The organism is Calothrix sp. FACHB-168 (assembly GCF_963889195.1).
Taxonomy (GTDB): Bacteria; Cyanobacteriota; Cyanobacteriia; order Cyanobacteriales; family Nostocaceae; genus Aulosira; species Aulosira anomala_A.
This window is the reverse complement of the sequence record NZ_CAWPNJ010000012.1, coordinates 92667-108407: the sequence shown is the minus strand read 5'-3', so window position 1 is coordinate 108407 and position 15741 is coordinate 92667. Positions and strand designations below refer to the sequence as shown.

Annotated in this window: 14 protein-coding genes and 2 pseudogenes; 10 read left to right on the top strand and 6 right to left on the bottom strand. The window is 41.8% G+C overall.

Annotated features, from left to right (window positions below):
- Positions 1–550 precede the first annotated feature (550 nt).
- Together AACW45_RS06100 and AACW45_RS06095 are read left to right on the top strand one after the other, a co-directional pair.
- Positions 551–751, top strand: a complete 201-nt coding sequence (locus AACW45_RS06100) for a hypothetical protein (protein WP_190541394.1) — start codon at positions 551–553, stop codon at positions 749–751.
- 209 nt (positions 752–960) lie between these two features.
- Positions 961–1287, top strand: a pseudogene (locus AACW45_RS06095) (hypothetical protein); the annotation flags it as partial.
- A 150-nt stretch (positions 1288–1437) separates the two neighbouring features.
- Here AACW45_RS06095 and AACW45_RS06090 read toward each other — a convergent pair.
- Together AACW45_RS06090 and AACW45_RS06085 are read right to left on the bottom strand one after the other, a co-directional pair.
- A pseudogene (locus AACW45_RS06090) lies at positions 1438–2106 on the bottom strand (glycoside hydrolase family 24 protein); the annotation flags it as partial.
- A 173-nt stretch (positions 2107–2279) separates the two neighbouring features.
- A complete protein-coding gene (locus AACW45_RS06085; protein ID WP_190632085.1) occupies positions 2280–2939 on the bottom strand; it encodes an SDR family oxidoreductase in 660 nt (219 codons plus the stop codon).
- A 178-nt stretch (positions 2940–3117) separates the two neighbouring features.
- Between AACW45_RS06085 and AACW45_RS06080 the strand changes: the two genes are divergently transcribed.
- On the top strand, positions 3118–3795 hold the full coding sequence (locus AACW45_RS06080) for a DUF1997 domain-containing protein (RefSeq protein ID WP_190632083.1): 678 nt from the start codon (positions 3118–3120) through the stop codon (positions 3793–3795).
- 136 nt (positions 3796–3931) lie between these two features.
- Here the strand turns inward: AACW45_RS06080 and AACW45_RS06075 are convergent, their stop codons facing one another.
- Positions 3932–4402 (bottom strand): DUF4079 domain-containing protein, encoded by a 471-nt coding sequence (locus AACW45_RS06075; RefSeq protein WP_190632081.1) that lies wholly within the window; start codon positions 4400–4402, stop codon positions 3932–3934.
- Between the two features lie 218 nt (positions 4403–4620).
- Between AACW45_RS06075 and AACW45_RS06070 the strand changes: the two genes are divergently transcribed.
- The 7 genes from AACW45_RS06070 (at position 4621) to AACW45_RS06040 (ending at position 9474) form a co-directional block, all read left to right on the top strand.
- Positions 4621–5904 (top strand): ankyrin repeat domain-containing protein, encoded by a 1284-nt coding sequence (locus tag AACW45_RS06070; protein ID WP_190632078.1) that lies wholly within the window; start codon positions 4621–4623, stop codon positions 5902–5904.
- A 228-nt stretch (positions 5905–6132) separates the two neighbouring features.
- Entirely contained in the window at positions 6133–6606 is a 474-nt protein-coding gene (locus AACW45_RS06065) for a TspO/MBR family protein (RefSeq protein WP_190632076.1), read from the top strand.
- A gap of 414 nt (positions 6607–7020) precedes the next feature.
- Positions 7021–7296 carry a GIY-YIG nuclease family protein gene (locus tag AACW45_RS06060; protein WP_277880312.1) on the top strand — a complete coding sequence of 92 codons (276 nt, stop codon included), beginning with the start codon at positions 7021–7023 and terminating at the stop codon, positions 7294–7296.
- Between the two features lie 51 nt (positions 7297–7347).
- Positions 7348–7815 carry a GNAT family N-acetyltransferase gene (locus AACW45_RS06055; RefSeq protein ID WP_190632072.1) on the top strand — a complete coding sequence of 156 codons (468 nt, stop codon included), beginning with the start codon at positions 7348–7350 and terminating at the stop codon, positions 7813–7815.
- A gap of 562 nt (positions 7816–8377) precedes the next feature.
- Positions 8378–8587, top strand: a complete 210-nt coding sequence (locus AACW45_RS06050; protein WP_096644982.1) for a DUF2997 domain-containing protein — start codon at positions 8378–8380, stop codon at positions 8585–8587.
- A gap of 39 nt (positions 8588–8626) precedes the next feature.
- Positions 8627–9013, top strand: coding sequence for a DUF1257 domain-containing protein (locus tag AACW45_RS06045; RefSeq protein WP_190632069.1), 387 nt, complete (start codon positions 8627–8629; stop codon positions 9011–9013).
- Positions 9013–9474, top strand: a complete 462-nt coding sequence (locus tag AACW45_RS06040) for a ferredoxin (RefSeq protein ID WP_190632067.1) — start codon at positions 9013–9015, stop codon at positions 9472–9474. Before AACW45_RS06045 ends, AACW45_RS06040 begins: the two co-directional genes overlap by 1 nt.
- Positions 9475–10063: 589 nt before the next feature.
- Here the strand turns inward: AACW45_RS06040 and AACW45_RS06035 are convergent.
- The 3 genes from AACW45_RS06035 to AACW45_RS06025 all read right to left on the bottom strand — a co-directional run bounded on the left by AACW45_RS06035 (position 10064) and on the right by AACW45_RS06025 (position 15724).
- Complete coding sequence (locus AACW45_RS06035) at positions 10064–11701, bottom strand: DUF4335 domain-containing protein (RefSeq protein ID WP_190632065.1); 1638 nt, start codon at positions 11699–11701, stop codon at positions 10064–10066.
- A 73-nt stretch (positions 11702–11774) separates the two neighbouring features.
- The gene (locus AACW45_RS06030) at positions 11775–12380 is read right to left on the bottom strand and encodes a DUF3038 domain-containing protein (protein ID WP_096644885.1); all 606 of its coding nucleotides are present in this window, start codon (positions 12378–12380) and stop codon (positions 11775–11777) included.
- 923 nt (positions 12381–13303) lie between these two features.
- Entirely contained in the window at positions 13304–15724 is a 2421-nt protein-coding gene (locus tag AACW45_RS06025; RefSeq protein WP_190632233.1) for an endonuclease MutS2, read from the bottom strand.
- Between the last annotated feature and the right edge of the window lie 17 nt (positions 15725–15741).

Genomic DNA, 15741 nt, shown 5'->3' with positions numbered 1-15741 from the left:
TTTTTTGCATTGTTGTGCTGCTACGCATTTAAATCGAATATACTCGATATAGGCGCGTAAAAACTGAATTCTGTAAGGTGTTGCATTTACAATGCTTTCTCAAAGTAGTCAGCAGGATGATTGCGCGATTTACTGTATATAGTCATAACTTTTAATACTCATGCAATATGGAGATTGCTGTTGATTCGATAACAATAGACTTCAGGAAAAATACTGTTATTAGCTGTTGAGCCGATGCTGGGTATGATGATAATAATTGCGATCGCAAGCTGCTTTTAAGAGATTAGCGACAGAAATACAACATCCCAGAGTCTATCTAGCAACAACGAATCTGCAAAACTATCGCCAGACTCAACTATAAATACTGAAATACCGAAGTTTAGTGAGAGTAAATATATCCCAAAATTTGTGATCTAGATCGCACTGAATTAATATATCTTAACTTGACATTATAGTAGTGATTCCGTAGACACACTAATGTCAAACTTTGTAAAACCTTGTTATTTTAACAACAGTTAATTATAGCAATCCAAAAATCTTATTTAAAAATATGCTAACTACCACCTCAAACCCAATGCAATTAGAAACTGTTTTAGATCACATCTTTGCTATTCGCCGAATTACACGCCAGGATCAGCGTCTGTTGATGTCCACACTGCTATCTAAAGAAGATTTAAATGAACAAGAAAAATCGCAAATTAGTCGAGTTTTTAATGCTTTGCAAAGCGGACTAATTAAAGTTGTCGATTAATCTATCCATCTCTCGTACTTTAAAATTTAACATAAACCTGACAATTTTCTCTTCAAAATAACATTTTTTATCTTCGTTAGCCTTTTCTAGCATTGCGTCATCAAACATCGCGCTTTTAAATTTCCGAACATCTAGCCATAGTCAGAAGGTTTTGGGAAAATTTTCGTGCAAACTTAATTTGTACACAGGCATGAAAAATCGCCAACCTTATAGATGTTTGTGGTATTTATCCTAATCTAATTAAAAGTAGTTTTTTAGATAAGGCAATTTTTCGCGGTAAGGATTTGCAAGACTTAAATCAGCGTCGCGAACAACTGGAGAATGTTATCAAAAATCCTGTAGTTGAAAAGCCTGAGGACGTAGCTAATGCTATATGGGATGCAGTTGAGAATAAAAAATCAGAAATCCTAGTTGGTTCTGCAAATTTTTCCCAAACTATTTACCGCTTATTTCCTGGCTTTATCAAGTGGATTTCACAAAAAACATTAAAAAATCAAGATTTTTCTCCAACAGCTAAATCTAAAATAACCAATTAATGGAAACTAGAGGTTATTCAATCTCAATTCTAATGAGCCGCTACTACCTCTATAGGGAGGAATTGTCTGATTTTTATTACCTGGAGAGGTTCGCTGTGGTGTGGGAGTGGGGCTGGGATTTAAAATAGTATTTGGTGATATAGATTGATTCGCTGATTGTAATTCCTCCTGCAAAAGTTTCTGATAAATTCGCGGTAAAGAACTACTAATAGAATTGGTTTCTATCCCGTAGCCAAGACTTGTCCAAGTAGGTGATAAACGCTTTAAAACATCCTTTAACTTACCTTGATACAGCAGTTGGGTAATATCAACTCCCCAAACTTTAGAGTCAATTAACCAACGGTAAACCACCACATCTTGATATTCGGCTTCAAAACTATAAGCCACCCAAAACATAAAATTCATCGGTTTTGGATGATAGCGTGGTGCAATTCGATACCAGGTTGTATTGATAATTTGGTATCTTCCCGCAGCAGTTGAGCAATTGCCTTTATTCGGGCCAGTAACAATAGTCACACAAATTTCTGGATGGCGGCTGAGGTCGCGTACCTGCTGACCGCCATAAAGTAGAGAATAGGGACGATTACTGTTGGCTTCGCTGGCGGAAATCGTTCGCATTAAGGCGCGGATATAAGGATCGCCGCCTTTCATCACCAGGGGTGGTTGTTTAGCTTCAAAGATAGGATCGCCTGGCGATCGCAATTCTCCATTGATATACCATTGAAATAAGTATACAAAGCCGAGAAGTGCAGCTATCGGGCCAATTAGTTTTTCAACACCCTTAAATTTAAAATTTTTCAGAGTTTGACTCCTTAATATTTGCTTATTAGCTAACAACAATAGTCAAGGCGATATTTTCGTCAAGATTAACCGCAGCAATGCTGCAAATTGTGTGAACTTGACAATTGATAACTGTCTCCAAAGGCGTGAATTTTGTCCAGACAGGTTAAACCCATCCATGTTAACGCAAGATTAAGCAATCTATAGTCAGATCAGGCGACGTTAGCAAATAATTCACCAAAACTTTTAGCTAGCGCATCAGCTTTAGAGATAATCTCGGTAATTTTATTTCTTGCGCCTGGTTCAAATAGTGCTTCCACGCAAACTTGGGCAACTTTCTGCCGAGGAATGCTACCATCGAACAACGTATCAGCACCCTGCATCACTATTGGGTTGGAGTTATCTTCATTCTTCAACCCACCTGGCCGCACAATGGTATAAGTTAAACCACTTTTTTGCAAGTACTCCTCAGCTTGTTTTTTCCATACCAAAATTAGCCAAAACAAATTTAAGGGATGGAACAACAAAGAAGTACACAAAGAAGTCACCAAGACAAAATGTTCTATTTGCTTGGCTTTAGCAGCATCTACTAAATTTTTTGTGCCTTCAAAATCTACCTTGTAAGGCCCTGTAAAATCAAAACTGGGTTTTGCACCAGTGGCGCACAGCACAACTGTACTATCACCTAAAGCCGCCGTCAGGGTTTGGGGATTTAAGACATCACCCACTACCAAATCTACCTCAGCCGGCAAAATCCCTTGAGCTTTTTCAGTATCTCTGACTAAAGCACGGACGGGTATGTTGCGCGCTATCAGTTCTTGTACGATGCGGCGACCTGTTTCACCGGTGGCCCCTGCTACAAATGCTTTCATGATAAACGCTATCCTGGGAAACTAGTATGTAATTGTTCAGTTCTTTATTGTAGTGATTCTACGAAGTCCATGACAGATTCATGAGGATTCCATCAAAATAGGATCTTAGTGCGATATGACCCACGCCAGCTGGGAACGATTAATATAGACCAACGCCAAAGGATACAGGAACGCATTTATGCTTTCAAAAAACGGCGAATATCAATCATTAGAAATAACAGAAACAGTTTTACCTGTAGCGTCTCATCTCACAGAAGCTGACGACGCACTCACAGGAGTATCTATAGCAACGCCAACTAAATTTTATGGTTGCTACAGCGATTATATGGAAATGTCTGCACCAGCAGTCATAGTTGCTGAGTATTTGAATACTCATGCTTCATGGTTTGCACGCTGCGCTGAACCCATGAAAGTGCAACCTCTGGGAGAAAATGGCTATGCTTTAATAATCGGCCGTTTTGGTTCTTTTGGCTATGAAGTTGAACCGAAAATCGGTTTGGAATTATTACCAGCCGATAAAGGAATCTACCGTATTCGTACTATACCCATACCTGATTACCAAGCACCCGGTTACGACGTAGATTATCGAGCATCAATGAAATTAGTAGAAAATTTGGCTGAGGTTCCCGGTAAATTTGCTGAAGTGACAAGAGTTGAGTGGGAATTGGATTTGACTGTAGATCTTCACTTTCCCCGGTTTATTCAGCGATTACCCAAGTCTTTAATTCAATCTACAGGCGATCGCTTACTTAACCAAATCGTCCGTCAAGTTTCTCGGCGCTTAACTCGCAAAGTCCAAGAAGATTTTCATCAATCTTTAGGCATCCCCTTTTCTGCTTCTAAGAAAAAGCGGTAATACAGTCAACAGTCAACAGTCAACAGTCAACAGTCAACAGTCAACAGTCAACAGTCAACAGTCAATAGTCCATAATCCACAATCTATTGACTAATGACCATTGACTAATGACTAATGACTAATGACTAATGACTAACTATGCATTTGTGAGAATTTTTTGCACAATTTGTACCCCAGTGACTGCTTGCCAAGCAAATAGTCCTAAAAGAGTAAAGTTTAATAAAATATGTGTCATTCTTGCCCAATTTGCTCCTTTTTGCATATAAGGAGATAGAGCAGCAGAAAAAGCAATCAGGGTAGTCATCCCTAAACCTGCTAACAGGTGAGGGCCAACAAACAATTTGCCATTATTAATGTAGGTTACAGCCATACCACCAACCGAACCCGCTACCATTAGACCCAAGAGTATAGAGCCAATTTGGTAATGTTTAATGTTATATCTACCTTTAATTAATTCTTTCTTTTCGTCGCCCTGTGCATTTCGAGTACGTTGTACTTGTAGCCCCAGATAAGCAGCATAAATTGATACTGCAAGTAATAACCACATCAGCAGTGGGTGAAAGAAGTTCAGCCAATACTTGGTAGATTGAGAAAGTGCCAAATCCATAGGTTAATCGCTCGATTATTAAATCTTCATAAAAATTAGCATAACTCTATTTCTTTGGATTCGCGGTATAAGGTTCAAAAGAGACTAGGGGTTAGGGAAGATGGATTTTTATTGTTGATTGTGAATTAGTTGGTGGAGTCTCTTGCAAAAGTGGATAAACAATTTCAGACTGAATTGTGAGGCTAGATCAACAATAACCGTCTGTGCGGAATTTCTCGATGACAGAAAACAATGATATGTTGCTGCTTGCGGCGGCTAAAAGCGGTGATATCAAGCGGCTGAATGCGCTACTGGCTGCTGGTGTAAATGTAGACTCGTGCGATCGCGATGGGACGACAGCGTTAATGTTCGCGGCTAATTTAGGTTACACGGAAATTGTGCGATCGCTCCTAGATGCTGGGGCGAATATTAACCTACCGAGAAAACGTTACCGATTGACAGCTTTAATGCTAGCTGCTAGCGCCAAACAGCTAGATATTGTCAAGCTTTTGATATCTAGAGGTGCAGATGTCAATGCTACCAATGAAGATGGTAGTACAGCTTTAATGGCAGCCGCACTTAAAGGTTATGTGGATATAGTCAAAGTTTTACTAGCTGCTGGTGCCCAAGTTAACATCACAGATAAAGATGATGATACAGCTTTAAAGCTAGCAGTCAAGCAGGGACATGCAGCCGTTGTTGAAGCATTTATCCAAAATGGTGCAGATGTCAATACCCAAGATGTAGAAGGTGAAACACTGTTAACAATCGCCGTAGACTTGGGACATTTAGCAGTTGTGAACACACTTGTAGCGGCTGGAGTTGATGTCAACGCAGAAAATCAAGATGGTGGAACTGCACTATCAGCCGCAGTCGCCGCAGGGAACGTAGAAATTGTTACCGCTTTATTAGATAAAGACATTGATATCAATCACCAAGATAGTGATGGTGAAACAGCTTTACATATTGCGGCTGTGGAAGGCTATTTAGATATAGCACAAGCCTTGCTAAATCGAGGCGCAAATGTACATATTAAAAATAACCTGGGCGATACACCCATGCTATTAGCTGCGTTACAAGGACACAGCCAAATCGTAGAAGCACTTATACGCCACGGTGGAGACATTCATGACAAAAATCTGGGTGAGATACCTTTAACCCTAGCTGCATTCCAAGGACACAGCCAGACAGTAAAAGTATTATTAGATAACGGTGCCGATCCTAACATCCCAGCAGAAGACGGAAAAACAGCTTTGTTAAAAGCAGCACAACGTAATCATCCAGCAATTTTGCGCCTATTAATAGCCAAAGGCGCGAATATGAATTTTCAAGACTCAGCCGGGGCTACAGCATTAATGTGGGCGGCTTCAGGAGGTTTTCAGCAGTCAGTACAAGCATTAATTGAAGCTGGGGCTGATGTCAATTTAAAAAATCGCGGTGGTTATACTGCTTTAATGATTGCTGACTTTAATGGATTTAGAACTATCGTGCGGAGTCTGCAAAAAGCAGGAGCGCAAGAGTAATTTTAGATTTTAGATTTTGGATTTTGGATTGTTGATTACAAGCTTAAAAGGCTGTTTCCTATTCCCTATTCCCTATTCCCTGTTCGCTGTTCCCTGTTCCCTGTTCCCTGTTCCCATCTATAGATTTGAACATTCCCACTCGCGACTGATTTAACCTCTATCTGCAATTGCCAAACTTGCAGTGTATGTAGGCTTGTCAAAATTTACAAGCATAGAGAGGTGAACAGCATGGTTGAATCTTGGATAGTGATTGGGGCTGTCACATTTTTTATTGCACTTGGTAGTTTCTTCATCACCCCTCGTGATGTTAAATGGTTTGCATTGTTAAGCCGTCCCCAATGGCTAATTTTTGAGCCATTAATACCCCTAATTTGGACAATAATTTTTGTTTGCGGTGCAGCTTCAGCTAATATTGTCTGGCAAAAAAATCCAGGAAGTACAATTACTTGGTTGCTAATGGGTTTGTATCTATTATTAGAGATAATTACCGTGGCTTATATACCTCTAATGTTGCGGTTACGTAGTCTAGATGTAGGAGAAAAGATTGGGCTAGCAGGTTTAATTTTCAGCGTGGTGTTGGCGGTTTGTGTTTTTCCAATTTCTTGGCTAGCCGCGCTATTACTGCTTCCTTATTTAGTATGGAGTCCTATCGGGACATACACAACTGATGAGTTAAGACAGCTAAATCCTGAAGATGCGTAAGTCGTGAAACAATGCGACAGATGGTAGGGGCATGGCAGTGCCCATTGGTGTCAACTTAAGTTCAAAACCTTTCTCTATCTCGTTTCCAGCCAGAGGCTGGAAATGCGTATTGCGAGGCTCTGCCTCGAAAGCTGATAAATCGAGGCAGCAGCCCACAGATTTTCGCTCCCACGCAGAGCATGGGAGCTAGATGAAATGGGGGTTTCACATTAAGTTGACACAGGTGGGCACTGCCATGCCCTTTAGAATATATTAATGTGCCACCAATGCTGTTTAAATTGGGATGAGGCTCATCATGCGATCGCGTGACAAATCAACCAGCCTTTCACATCATTATAATCACGGTTGAGATACATATTTTATACCGACTATAATTGCTAAATTAACGATTTGAAAAAAATATAAAATTTAGCCATGACAAGCGGTATATATATAATGACTAATAAAATTAACGGGCGTAGATATATCGGCTATAGTGAAAATATTGAGTATCGTTTTGAAGACAACAGGAAAGTACTTCAAAACGGTAAATTCACTCCAAGTCATATACTGTTAATCAATGACTATCAGCAGTTTGGAGAAGAAGCTTTTATTTGTGGAATCTTGGAAGTGACTGTTAATGACTCCTCACTGATGAATAAGAAAGCCGAGAACTGGAAAAATATAATTAATCCTGAATACAATCAATAAACGAGTTAAACTATTAGAAAAATAATCATTAAGCAGCTTGAAACTTAATCGATGAAAGTCAGAACCGCTACCCCTGAAGATGTTTCGCTGATTTTCTCATTCATTCAAAAGAAAGCCGAATTTGACCGCAATATTGGCGCTTTTTCTGGTGTTTTACAAGTTTCAGAAGACAAAATCCACAAAACTCTATTTAGTGCAATTCCCTTTGCTTACGTTTTATTCGCAGAGATTGCACAACGCGAAATTGGATTTGCTTTATACGGATTTAGATACTCGTCATTTGCAGGACAACCGAGTATTTGGCTAGATGATTTATATGTAGATGATAACATGAGAAGCCAAGGAGCCGGAGCAGCTTTGATGAGTCGTCTTGCGGAAATAGCCAAGCAAAATGATTGTACTCATATTGCTTGGAATGCTGATGCTCGTAACAGTCGCGGTTTAAGTTTTTATCATCAGTTAGGTGCAAAAATTACCGAACAGAAAGGTAATCGCTGTTTTTTAATCTGGACTCCATAAGCGATCGCTTTTCTTCAAAATTATAGCTTTTAACTAAGTATTAGTTAATTAATTATTCATACTTGCATGGACTGTATTTTTACATAAACTTACTAGTGGAGAAAATGCGATCGCTCTCACCACTTAAAACCCCCATGCCCAATGACGCCAGTTGCTTCAACGGGGGGAACCCCCGCAACGCACTGGCTCCCCAATGCCCAATGCCCAATGCTCTATCAATGATAATGATAAACATTTTCAATAAATCTTATATTTTTATAAATAATCTAGCAGACTATACTACCGCTAAAGCCTCTGTTTAAGGCTGTTTCCCCACCCCTGACAAGCTAAATTCTCAGCTTGACTTATGGATTAGGTTACGAGAAACTTACTAAAGACCAATGTACAGACTTGCAAAATTAATAATTTTTGTAAATTTTCTGAGATATATATTTTGAGAGATGGAACATTAGTTAACAAATGGCAACTTTGTATCTAAACTAAAAATGTTCCGAAGGCTATATAAATAGCCCTCTGCTAAGGCAGTACAATTCAAGCGTACTAATCGTGGTTGGCCAAGAGCATGGAGACATTAGAATTCATAATTTATCCAGATGGTCGGGTACAAGAGAAAGTCACTGGCATTATAGGTGCTTCTTGTGCTGAAGTCACAGCCGCTATAGAAGAGCAGCTGGGACAGGTACTTACTAATGAGCCAACCTCTGAGTTTTTTGCCACTATGGTACAGCAAGCCGGTGTGGCTAATACGCAAACCGCTTTGAGTGATTGGTAATTGTTCAAAATAGTTTAGTGTCGTTAATTCACCACCACCATGTCACATTTTAGCCAGATTAAAACTCAAATCCGTAACCTCGAATCTTTAAAAGATGCTTTAACTGAATTAGGTATAGACTGGAAACCAGGCCCCCGTGAGGTACGTGGCTATCGCGGTCAAACCCATCCTGCGGAAGTTTCCATTGAGCAAGAAAATGGCTACGATATCGGCTTTAGATGGAATGGCCAAGAATATGAATTGGTGGCTGACTTGCAATATTGGCAACAAAATCTTTCTGTTGATGGATTTTTGCGCCAAGTAACTCAGCGTTATGCTTATCAAACAGTGGTCAAAGAAACCGCTCGTGTTGGCTTTCAAGTTGCGGAACAAAAACAACAAGAAGATGGTTCAATTCGTCTGGTAGTACAACGCTGGAGTGCGTAATGGATGACTTTCTGCCGTCACCGGAAGGACAAGAAGACAACCGCACCGGTTTAGAACCAGAGTTAGGCGGTTTTTTAAGAGATGCGCCCGAACGCTCTGGTTTAGAACCAGAATTAGGCGGAATGCTGCGTCAAAAGGGTGTTTATGTTGACGAAATCACCTGTATTGGTTGTAAGCACTGCGCTCATGTTGCTCGTAATACCTTTTACATTGAACCAGATTATGGGCGATCGCGTGTAGTTCGTCAGGATGGAGACGCAGAAGAAGTTATTCAAGAAGCAATAGATACTTGTCCAGTAGATTGCATTCACTGGGTGGATTACACCGAAATCAAAAAATTAGAAGAAGAACGTAAATATCAGGTAATTCCTGTTGTCGGTTATCCAGTGGATCATGCTGTTGCTTCTACAGAACGGCGGCGTAAAAAGCAAAAATCAAAAACCAAAAAATCCCGTTATTAAATGAGAATTCCTCATGCATAATTAAGGATTCGACATCAATTATTGGGAAACTTAAATCTGTTTATTTATCCGCCAATCTTCTAGAATTCAATTAAGAATTCCGAATTTTTAAAATATCAAATGCAATGCAAAAATTCAGGGCTGGTTTTCCCAGCCTATTTTATTGTGCTTCTCTACGAGACACTACACAAATGCGTGTCAAAATTTAGGCACATCAATTATATTGTAGAGGGCATGGCAATGCCATGCCCCTACCATCTGTCGCATTCTTTTTTTTAATTGGTATCAGTTGTTGAAAGGATGTAGTCTAATACACAAACCCCTTGTGACATGGTTTAAATTGTCACCAGAACAGGCTCAATACTAACTACCTTTGAATAACAATGTTTGAATTTTGAATTTTGAATTTTGAATTTTGAATTGGTATTAACTAGTTATTCCCCAAGTAAAAGTTGAGTCTACGGAAAATTTCAAACCACTTTAGTTAACTGTAAGAAATAGCTAAATGGTAAAGCAATTTACCGCAATTACTCAAACTTCTACTAAGAAAAACTGATTTTCTCAATGGCATTAGACTTTCCCTAAATTATTAGTTTTCTGGGAAAATTTGAACTTTACCATCAGGAGTAAGTACAGCTCGCATTCGCATATTTTGCCCAGCTTTATTAGCTGAAACAAAAGGCGCTCCGATATTAGGCATTCCAGTATTTTCAACAAATTCTCTGGCTGCTTTATTTAAAGGAAAAATGCGTTCAATGGTACCGTCAACATTTACCATCAAACTATACTCTAGGGTTTGTCGCAATCCAGAAGGTGGTTGCCAGCGTTTTTGGAGATATTGTCTAGCTTCTGATATCTGAACTGTATCAAATAATGTGCTATCGCTGGTTGGCTGGTTAGATGAGACTGTTTGGCGTTGATTCCGCAATCTCTCAGCTAAGGTGCTACCAGTTGTGACTGTAGAGGTAGTAGATGCAGGATTATAATCTCCATCTACCTTGGCGGAACTGGCTATTTCATTGGGGACGGTGGGAAGTGGTGGCGCTGTTGTGACAACATTTGGGTTAACGCTGCCTCTGTTAGCAGTTAAGCTGGGTGGTAATTCTCGCCTTTTAGGTAGAGCTAGTTCTGCTGGGTTAGTTGTACCTGGACGGTTAGCTGTGGGATTTGGTTGAATGGCAATTTGCTGTCCGCTAGTAGAGGCTTTAAAGGGAGAATTCGCCGTCAGAGTTGGGCTAGTTGGTTCAGGTATGCCAAATACACTAGAAGCCGCAGATGGTTGATTGCTTTTAGGTAATTTGGAATTAGCTGTTGTTTGAGCGGTCGGGAAGCTAGAATTCGGTAATGTGGCTGATGGATTGGTAAGGGTAGAACTAGGCGCTGTTGGCAATGCGGTAGGTACTACAGGTAATGGTTGAGTAGAACCTATTGGTGGTACTGGTGGTAAATTGTCTGGGGGTAAAAGGCTCGCTTCTGGATTGAGGGATGATGGCGAGGGTTGCAGAGCAATTTCTGATGAATCTGTAGTAGTTTTTGTAGCAACTTGCTGTTTTGGCTTGGCATTATTCACATATTGCCAGGTAATAGGTAATAAACCTACACCTAATACTAATACTGCTGCTGCGGGTGCCCAAGTAGGGAAACGCACAGTTGAACTCCGAGTATTTTCGAGACTTGGCAACGCCATGATATCTGCTGAGTATTCATCTAAGGCAGTTGCTAAATCAAATAGTTGCAGCAAACTAAGCTGTATTACTGGCCCGGATGTCTGATTAGCTAGGGAACCAAGGAACAGATTGTGAGTTAAATAGCTACTTGGCTCTAAATATATTTTTGTTTGTGGTAGATAAGTAGGAAAAGATTTGATTGATTTAGTAGTAGCTGGTACAGAAGAAGCGGCAAAATCTGATAATTCACAATTATCAGCTACTTTACTAGAATCTTGCGGCCCGGTAAAACTGAGCCAAAAACTTTCTGGAGATTGGTGCAGAAATTGCTGTACGTAACTAGTGACAGCATCACATAAAGCTTCAAGTTGATCGCGATCGCCCCGAATTGGGAATCTGCTTTCTTCTGGCAGTCGCGGATCGTCAAAACGCAGCTCAAAGCTTAACTGCTTGAGGACAGTTTTGCCCATCCACCGAGACAAAGCTGAGTCTTGCGCGAAGACTTCTAGCGTACAAGTGGGGGGTGTGTAGCGACGAATGACAGAATTTGATAGAGGCATGGCAGAAACTGCGAAGGAGATGATTGGTGATTTTGGATTTGGGATTTTGGAGGAGCAATCGAAAATCGAAAATCTAAAATTGCGTGGAACGATCTATAAGTGCTAACCACAAACGGCGATGCCCACCGGGGGCGCTGTAAAACAGTAAATCTACCAGCAGTTTGAGTGCTAGATGGGTGAGTAAATCAGTGGAAATTTTATCGTCCTCTTCCATGCGCTCTTGGTAAGTGTTGCAAAAAGCATCAATATAATCGCCAAGTAAAGCGGTTTGGTGAGGTTCCTGGTGATTTTCCGCCATTTGTTCTAATAAACCGACAGCACGACGAATTAATTCTTGGTGCTGTTTGGCAAGGTAGCAGATGATGAGAACTAGCGATCGCGCTTCTTCTACATCAAGTTTTTTGCGTCCTCCTTGTCCTTTGCGTAGCGGATTTGACTGGCGCAATCGCCACAAAGCCACGCGATCCGGCACTCTTGACTCCAAATTCAGCTCGATTGCGGCCGAGAGCATCGCCTCGGAACCAATGCCAGTCAATGTTTCGAGCGCCAACAGCACTAAGTCCAATTGGGTTTTAATGTTATCCCACTGAACCGTGTTCGGGGCTGGGAGTTTAATTAAATCCTCCCACTGGGAATTTGGAGTGGCTGAATTAGTGGCCGAGTGCATAACTTTTAGCATAGGTGATCGGGCTAATAAGGACGGTTGCTGTTACCTATTTTGAAACAGACTCTCAAGCCTTGAGGTTAGTTTCCTCTCGCTATATCAGTCAGAAGGTAAGGCTTGCTTTGATCGTTTTGGTAATCAGCATGTATCTCTGTCTTACTGTGAAGTACCCCAACCTGCTTCTCTGCGAGAGGCTGCGCCAACACTGAGGTTGGGGCTTCCAACTCTTAGATCAACTCAGGGACGGTCTTATTCGTCATGCAGAGTTTCCCACTTCATCGGCAGTTGCCATGTTAGGTATATCGGCAGGATATCCGACACTAAAGTCGGTGATGGTCTTACACTCCCTCAGTAGGCAGTCGCCCGTCTTCCACAGGCGATAAATTTTCTTTGTGCCGTTTGGTTTTTACGGACTATGGATGGAGTGCCATCCAAGGTAATACCACATGGTATCTTGCACTCTTGTTTTTTGGATGCATGATAGCAAACGGTGAGCGAGTTCATCAACGTGCAAGGACTACTTCTCTAAACACCTGGCTAACAGTCAACAGCCCATGCCTTACCATGTAGACCTATGTTAGTTGTTTTAATGATAGCATAAATGTATCACTACTATGGATACATTTATGAAGGAAAAATCTATCAGAATTAGACTATCCCAAAGAAGATACGACAAACTCAGGCTTTATGCAGAAACTAAAGAAAAAACAGTTACTCAATTGGTTGAGGATTGGATTGACAGATTATCAATCCCAAGGATTGACGACTCCGACGCTCGCGGACTTGCTAACGCTCCGCTATCAAGCATCCCACTCCCTAATCAACCTGACGCTTGATTAGGGGGAGTGGGATGCCTTCGTCGTCCAAGCGTCACTACCCCACCCTACTACGCCCGTGGGTGGGGACTTCCGCGTTAGATTAAATCTGCCTTTCTTTGGTCAATCCACATAGGCAACGGTAACACCGCTACCACCATCTACTTGTTCTGCTGCTTCGTATTTGCTGACTCTGGGGTGCTGTTGTAAATAGGTATGCACCCCTTGCCGTAGTTTCCCTGTACCGTGTCCGTGAATTATCCATATCGGGCCTATTGCTTCGGAAATTGCCTTATCTAACAATAATTCAGCGTCAGGTACCCGTTTTCCGCGCAAATCTACTGTATTTTTAGAAGTCCGAATTGCTAAGGCTGGTGGGGCGGCTGGGGTAACTGGTGCGGGTGCTGGTTTAGATTTGACAGTTGGTTCAGCTTTTTGACCATCTAAAGATTCTACGTCTTCGAGTTTGACGGTCATTTTCATGATGCCAAAACGCACGGTCAAATCTCCATCTTCATCGGGAGCCACTAATACTTCTGCTGTTTGCCCAAACTGAGACAGCCGGATGCGATCGCCTACTTTGGGCATAAATCCCACTTTGGGTTTGGCTGGTGCTGCTGGCTGGAATTTCTGCCCTATTTGATTAAGGGCGTTAGTGGCTTGCTGGGCATCTTGGGCGGTGGGTGTACCTTGCTGCAACCGCCGGATGACTTGGGCAATTTCACCTTTAGCTTGGGCGATCGCTTGTTGTACTGCTGCTTCTTGAGAAGCTTTTAATGTCCGTTCCCTTTCTTCTAAATTGGCAGCTTTGGTTGATACTTCCTTATATAACCGTTCTGCTTGCTGCAACAATTTTTGAGCTTCGGCTGCTTTGGTTTCTTGGCGGCGGCGTTGCGCTTCTAACCCAGCAATTACTTGGTTAACTTCGTCGGTTGCGCCTCCCAGGTGAGTTTTCGCCTGTTCGACAACTTCTAGTTTTAAACCTAAGCGCCGAGCAATTGTCAAGGCATTAGAACGTCCAGGAATGCCCCACAACAAGCGATAAGTTGGTGATAGGGTACTTTCGTCAAATTCGACTGAGGCGTTTTCAAAACGCTCATCTTCGTATTTCAGCGCTTTCAGTTCACCAAAGTGGGTTGTAGCTACCGTCAGGCGGGCGTGGTTAGCTAAATGTTGCAAAAGGGCGATCGCTAAAGCACTACCTTCTGCTGGATCGGTTCCTGCCCCTACTTCATCTAGTAATACTAGGGATTGGGCATGGGGCATTGATGATTCTTCTTTGTCCGCAGTCCCTGGTTCCCCATTGCCCAAAGCCTCTAAAATCCGGCTAATCCGGCGAATATGACCGGAAAATGTCGATAAACTTTGCTGTAATGATTGTTCGTCACCTATATCTGCTAATACTTGGTCAAACCAAGGTATTTCTACAGGTTCGCGGGCGGGAATAAATAAACCCACCTTCGCCATTAATGCCGCCAAAGCTAAAGTTTTTAAGGTAACAGTCTTACCGCCAGTATTTGGCCCGGTAATTGTCACTACCCGAATTATCGGATTAATCAGCAAATCTACGGGGACTACTGGTGAGCTTTGCTCGTGTTGATGCTGCCACACTAACAACGGGTGACGCAGTTGGCGTAAGGTAATACTTTCTTGCTGTTCCCAGCTAATAAATCTGGGGGGATTTGCACCTAACCAAAAACTGTAACGCGCCCTAGCTGTAGCCAGATCCAAGGTAGTCACAATTGCTAATAACCTTTCTAAATCTGGTTTAACTGCGGCTACTTGTTCTGTTAAAGCGCGACGAATAACTTCTTCTTCTGTTTGCTCTCTTCTAATGGCTTGGCGTAATTGGTTACCTACAGGGACGATGCTGTTCGGTTCCACATACAGCGTAGCCCCACTGGTAGAGGTATCGTGGACAATACCGGGGATAACGTCTTTGTGTGTCGCTTTTACCGGGATGACATAGCGATCGCCTCTTTGGGTAATTAATTGCTCCTGGACAGCGCTAGATTTAGCTTGTAAAATATTTTGCAGCTTTTGCGTAATTTGACTGCGTAATCTCCGCAAGTCAGTGCGAATTTCCCCTAATTTTTGGCTAGCGCGATCGGTTACCTGTCCCCGTTCGTCGATACAACGGTGAATTTCCTGCTCAAGTTCGGGATAAGTGCGTAAATCGGCAACCAACTCCGTCAAGATGGGTAAATCTTCTTGGTTGTCAATTATCCGCCGTAAATTCCTACTGCCAGCTAATGTAGTAGCGATCGCTAACAGTTCATCTCCTGCCAAAATCCCTTGTAGTTCTGCTCGTTCCAGAGAATCCCCAATATCTTGAATTCCCTCAAACGATAAACTGGGGGAGAGACGGCTTTCTAGTTGGTAAACTTCCTTTGTTTGCTCCAACAACTGCGTACTTTCCCCTTGAGAGTCGGGAATTTTTAGCTGACGTGACGCGATCGCCCCTAACTTAGTTGCCGCAAAAGTCGCAAGATGCTGGCAGAGGCGATTCCATTCTAATAGTTCTAAGGTTTCAGCTTGGATCAAGGCTTCATTATCTAATC

Coding starts and splice junctions, on each gene's coding strand:
- AACW45_RS06100 (WP_190541394.1), top strand. CDS start 551: ATGCTAACTACCACCTCAAACCCAATGCAATTAGAAACTGTTTTAGAT.
- AACW45_RS06060 (WP_277880312.1), top strand. CDS start 7,021: ATGACAAGCGGTATATATATAATGACTAATAAAATTAACGGGCGTAGA.
- AACW45_RS06050 (WP_096644982.1), top strand. CDS start 8,378: ATGGAGACATTAGAATTCATAATTTATCCAGATGGTCGGGTACAAGAG.
- AACW45_RS06030 (WP_096644885.1), bottom strand. CDS start 12,380: ATGCTAAAAGTTATGCACTCGGCCACTAATTCAGCCACTCCAAATTCC.
- AACW45_RS06035 (WP_190632065.1), bottom strand. CDS start 11,701: ATGCCTCTATCAAATTCTGTCATTCGTCGCTACACACCCCCCACTTGT.
- AACW45_RS06040 (WP_190632067.1), top strand. CDS start 9,013: ATGGATGACTTTCTGCCGTCACCGGAAGGACAAGAAGACAACCGCACC.
- AACW45_RS06075 (WP_190632081.1), bottom strand. CDS start 4,402: ATGGATTTGGCACTTTCTCAATCTACCAAGTATTGGCTGAACTTCTTT.
- AACW45_RS06070 (WP_190632078.1), top strand. CDS start 4,621: ATGACAGAAAACAATGATATGTTGCTGCTTGCGGCGGCTAAAAGCGGT.
- AACW45_RS06085 (WP_190632085.1), bottom strand. CDS start 2,939: ATGAAAGCATTTGTAGCAGGGGCCACCGGTGAAACAGGTCGCCGCATC.
- AACW45_RS06045 (WP_190632069.1), top strand. CDS start 8,627: ATGTCACATTTTAGCCAGATTAAAACTCAAATCCGTAACCTCGAATCT.
- AACW45_RS06065 (WP_190632076.1), top strand. CDS start 6,133: ATGGTTGAATCTTGGATAGTGATTGGGGCTGTCACATTTTTTATTGCA.
- AACW45_RS06080 (WP_190632083.1), top strand. CDS start 3,118: ATGCTTTCAAAAAACGGCGAATATCAATCATTAGAAATAACAGAAACA.
- AACW45_RS06055 (WP_190632072.1), top strand. CDS start 7,348: ATGAAAGTCAGAACCGCTACCCCTGAAGATGTTTCGCTGATTTTCTCA.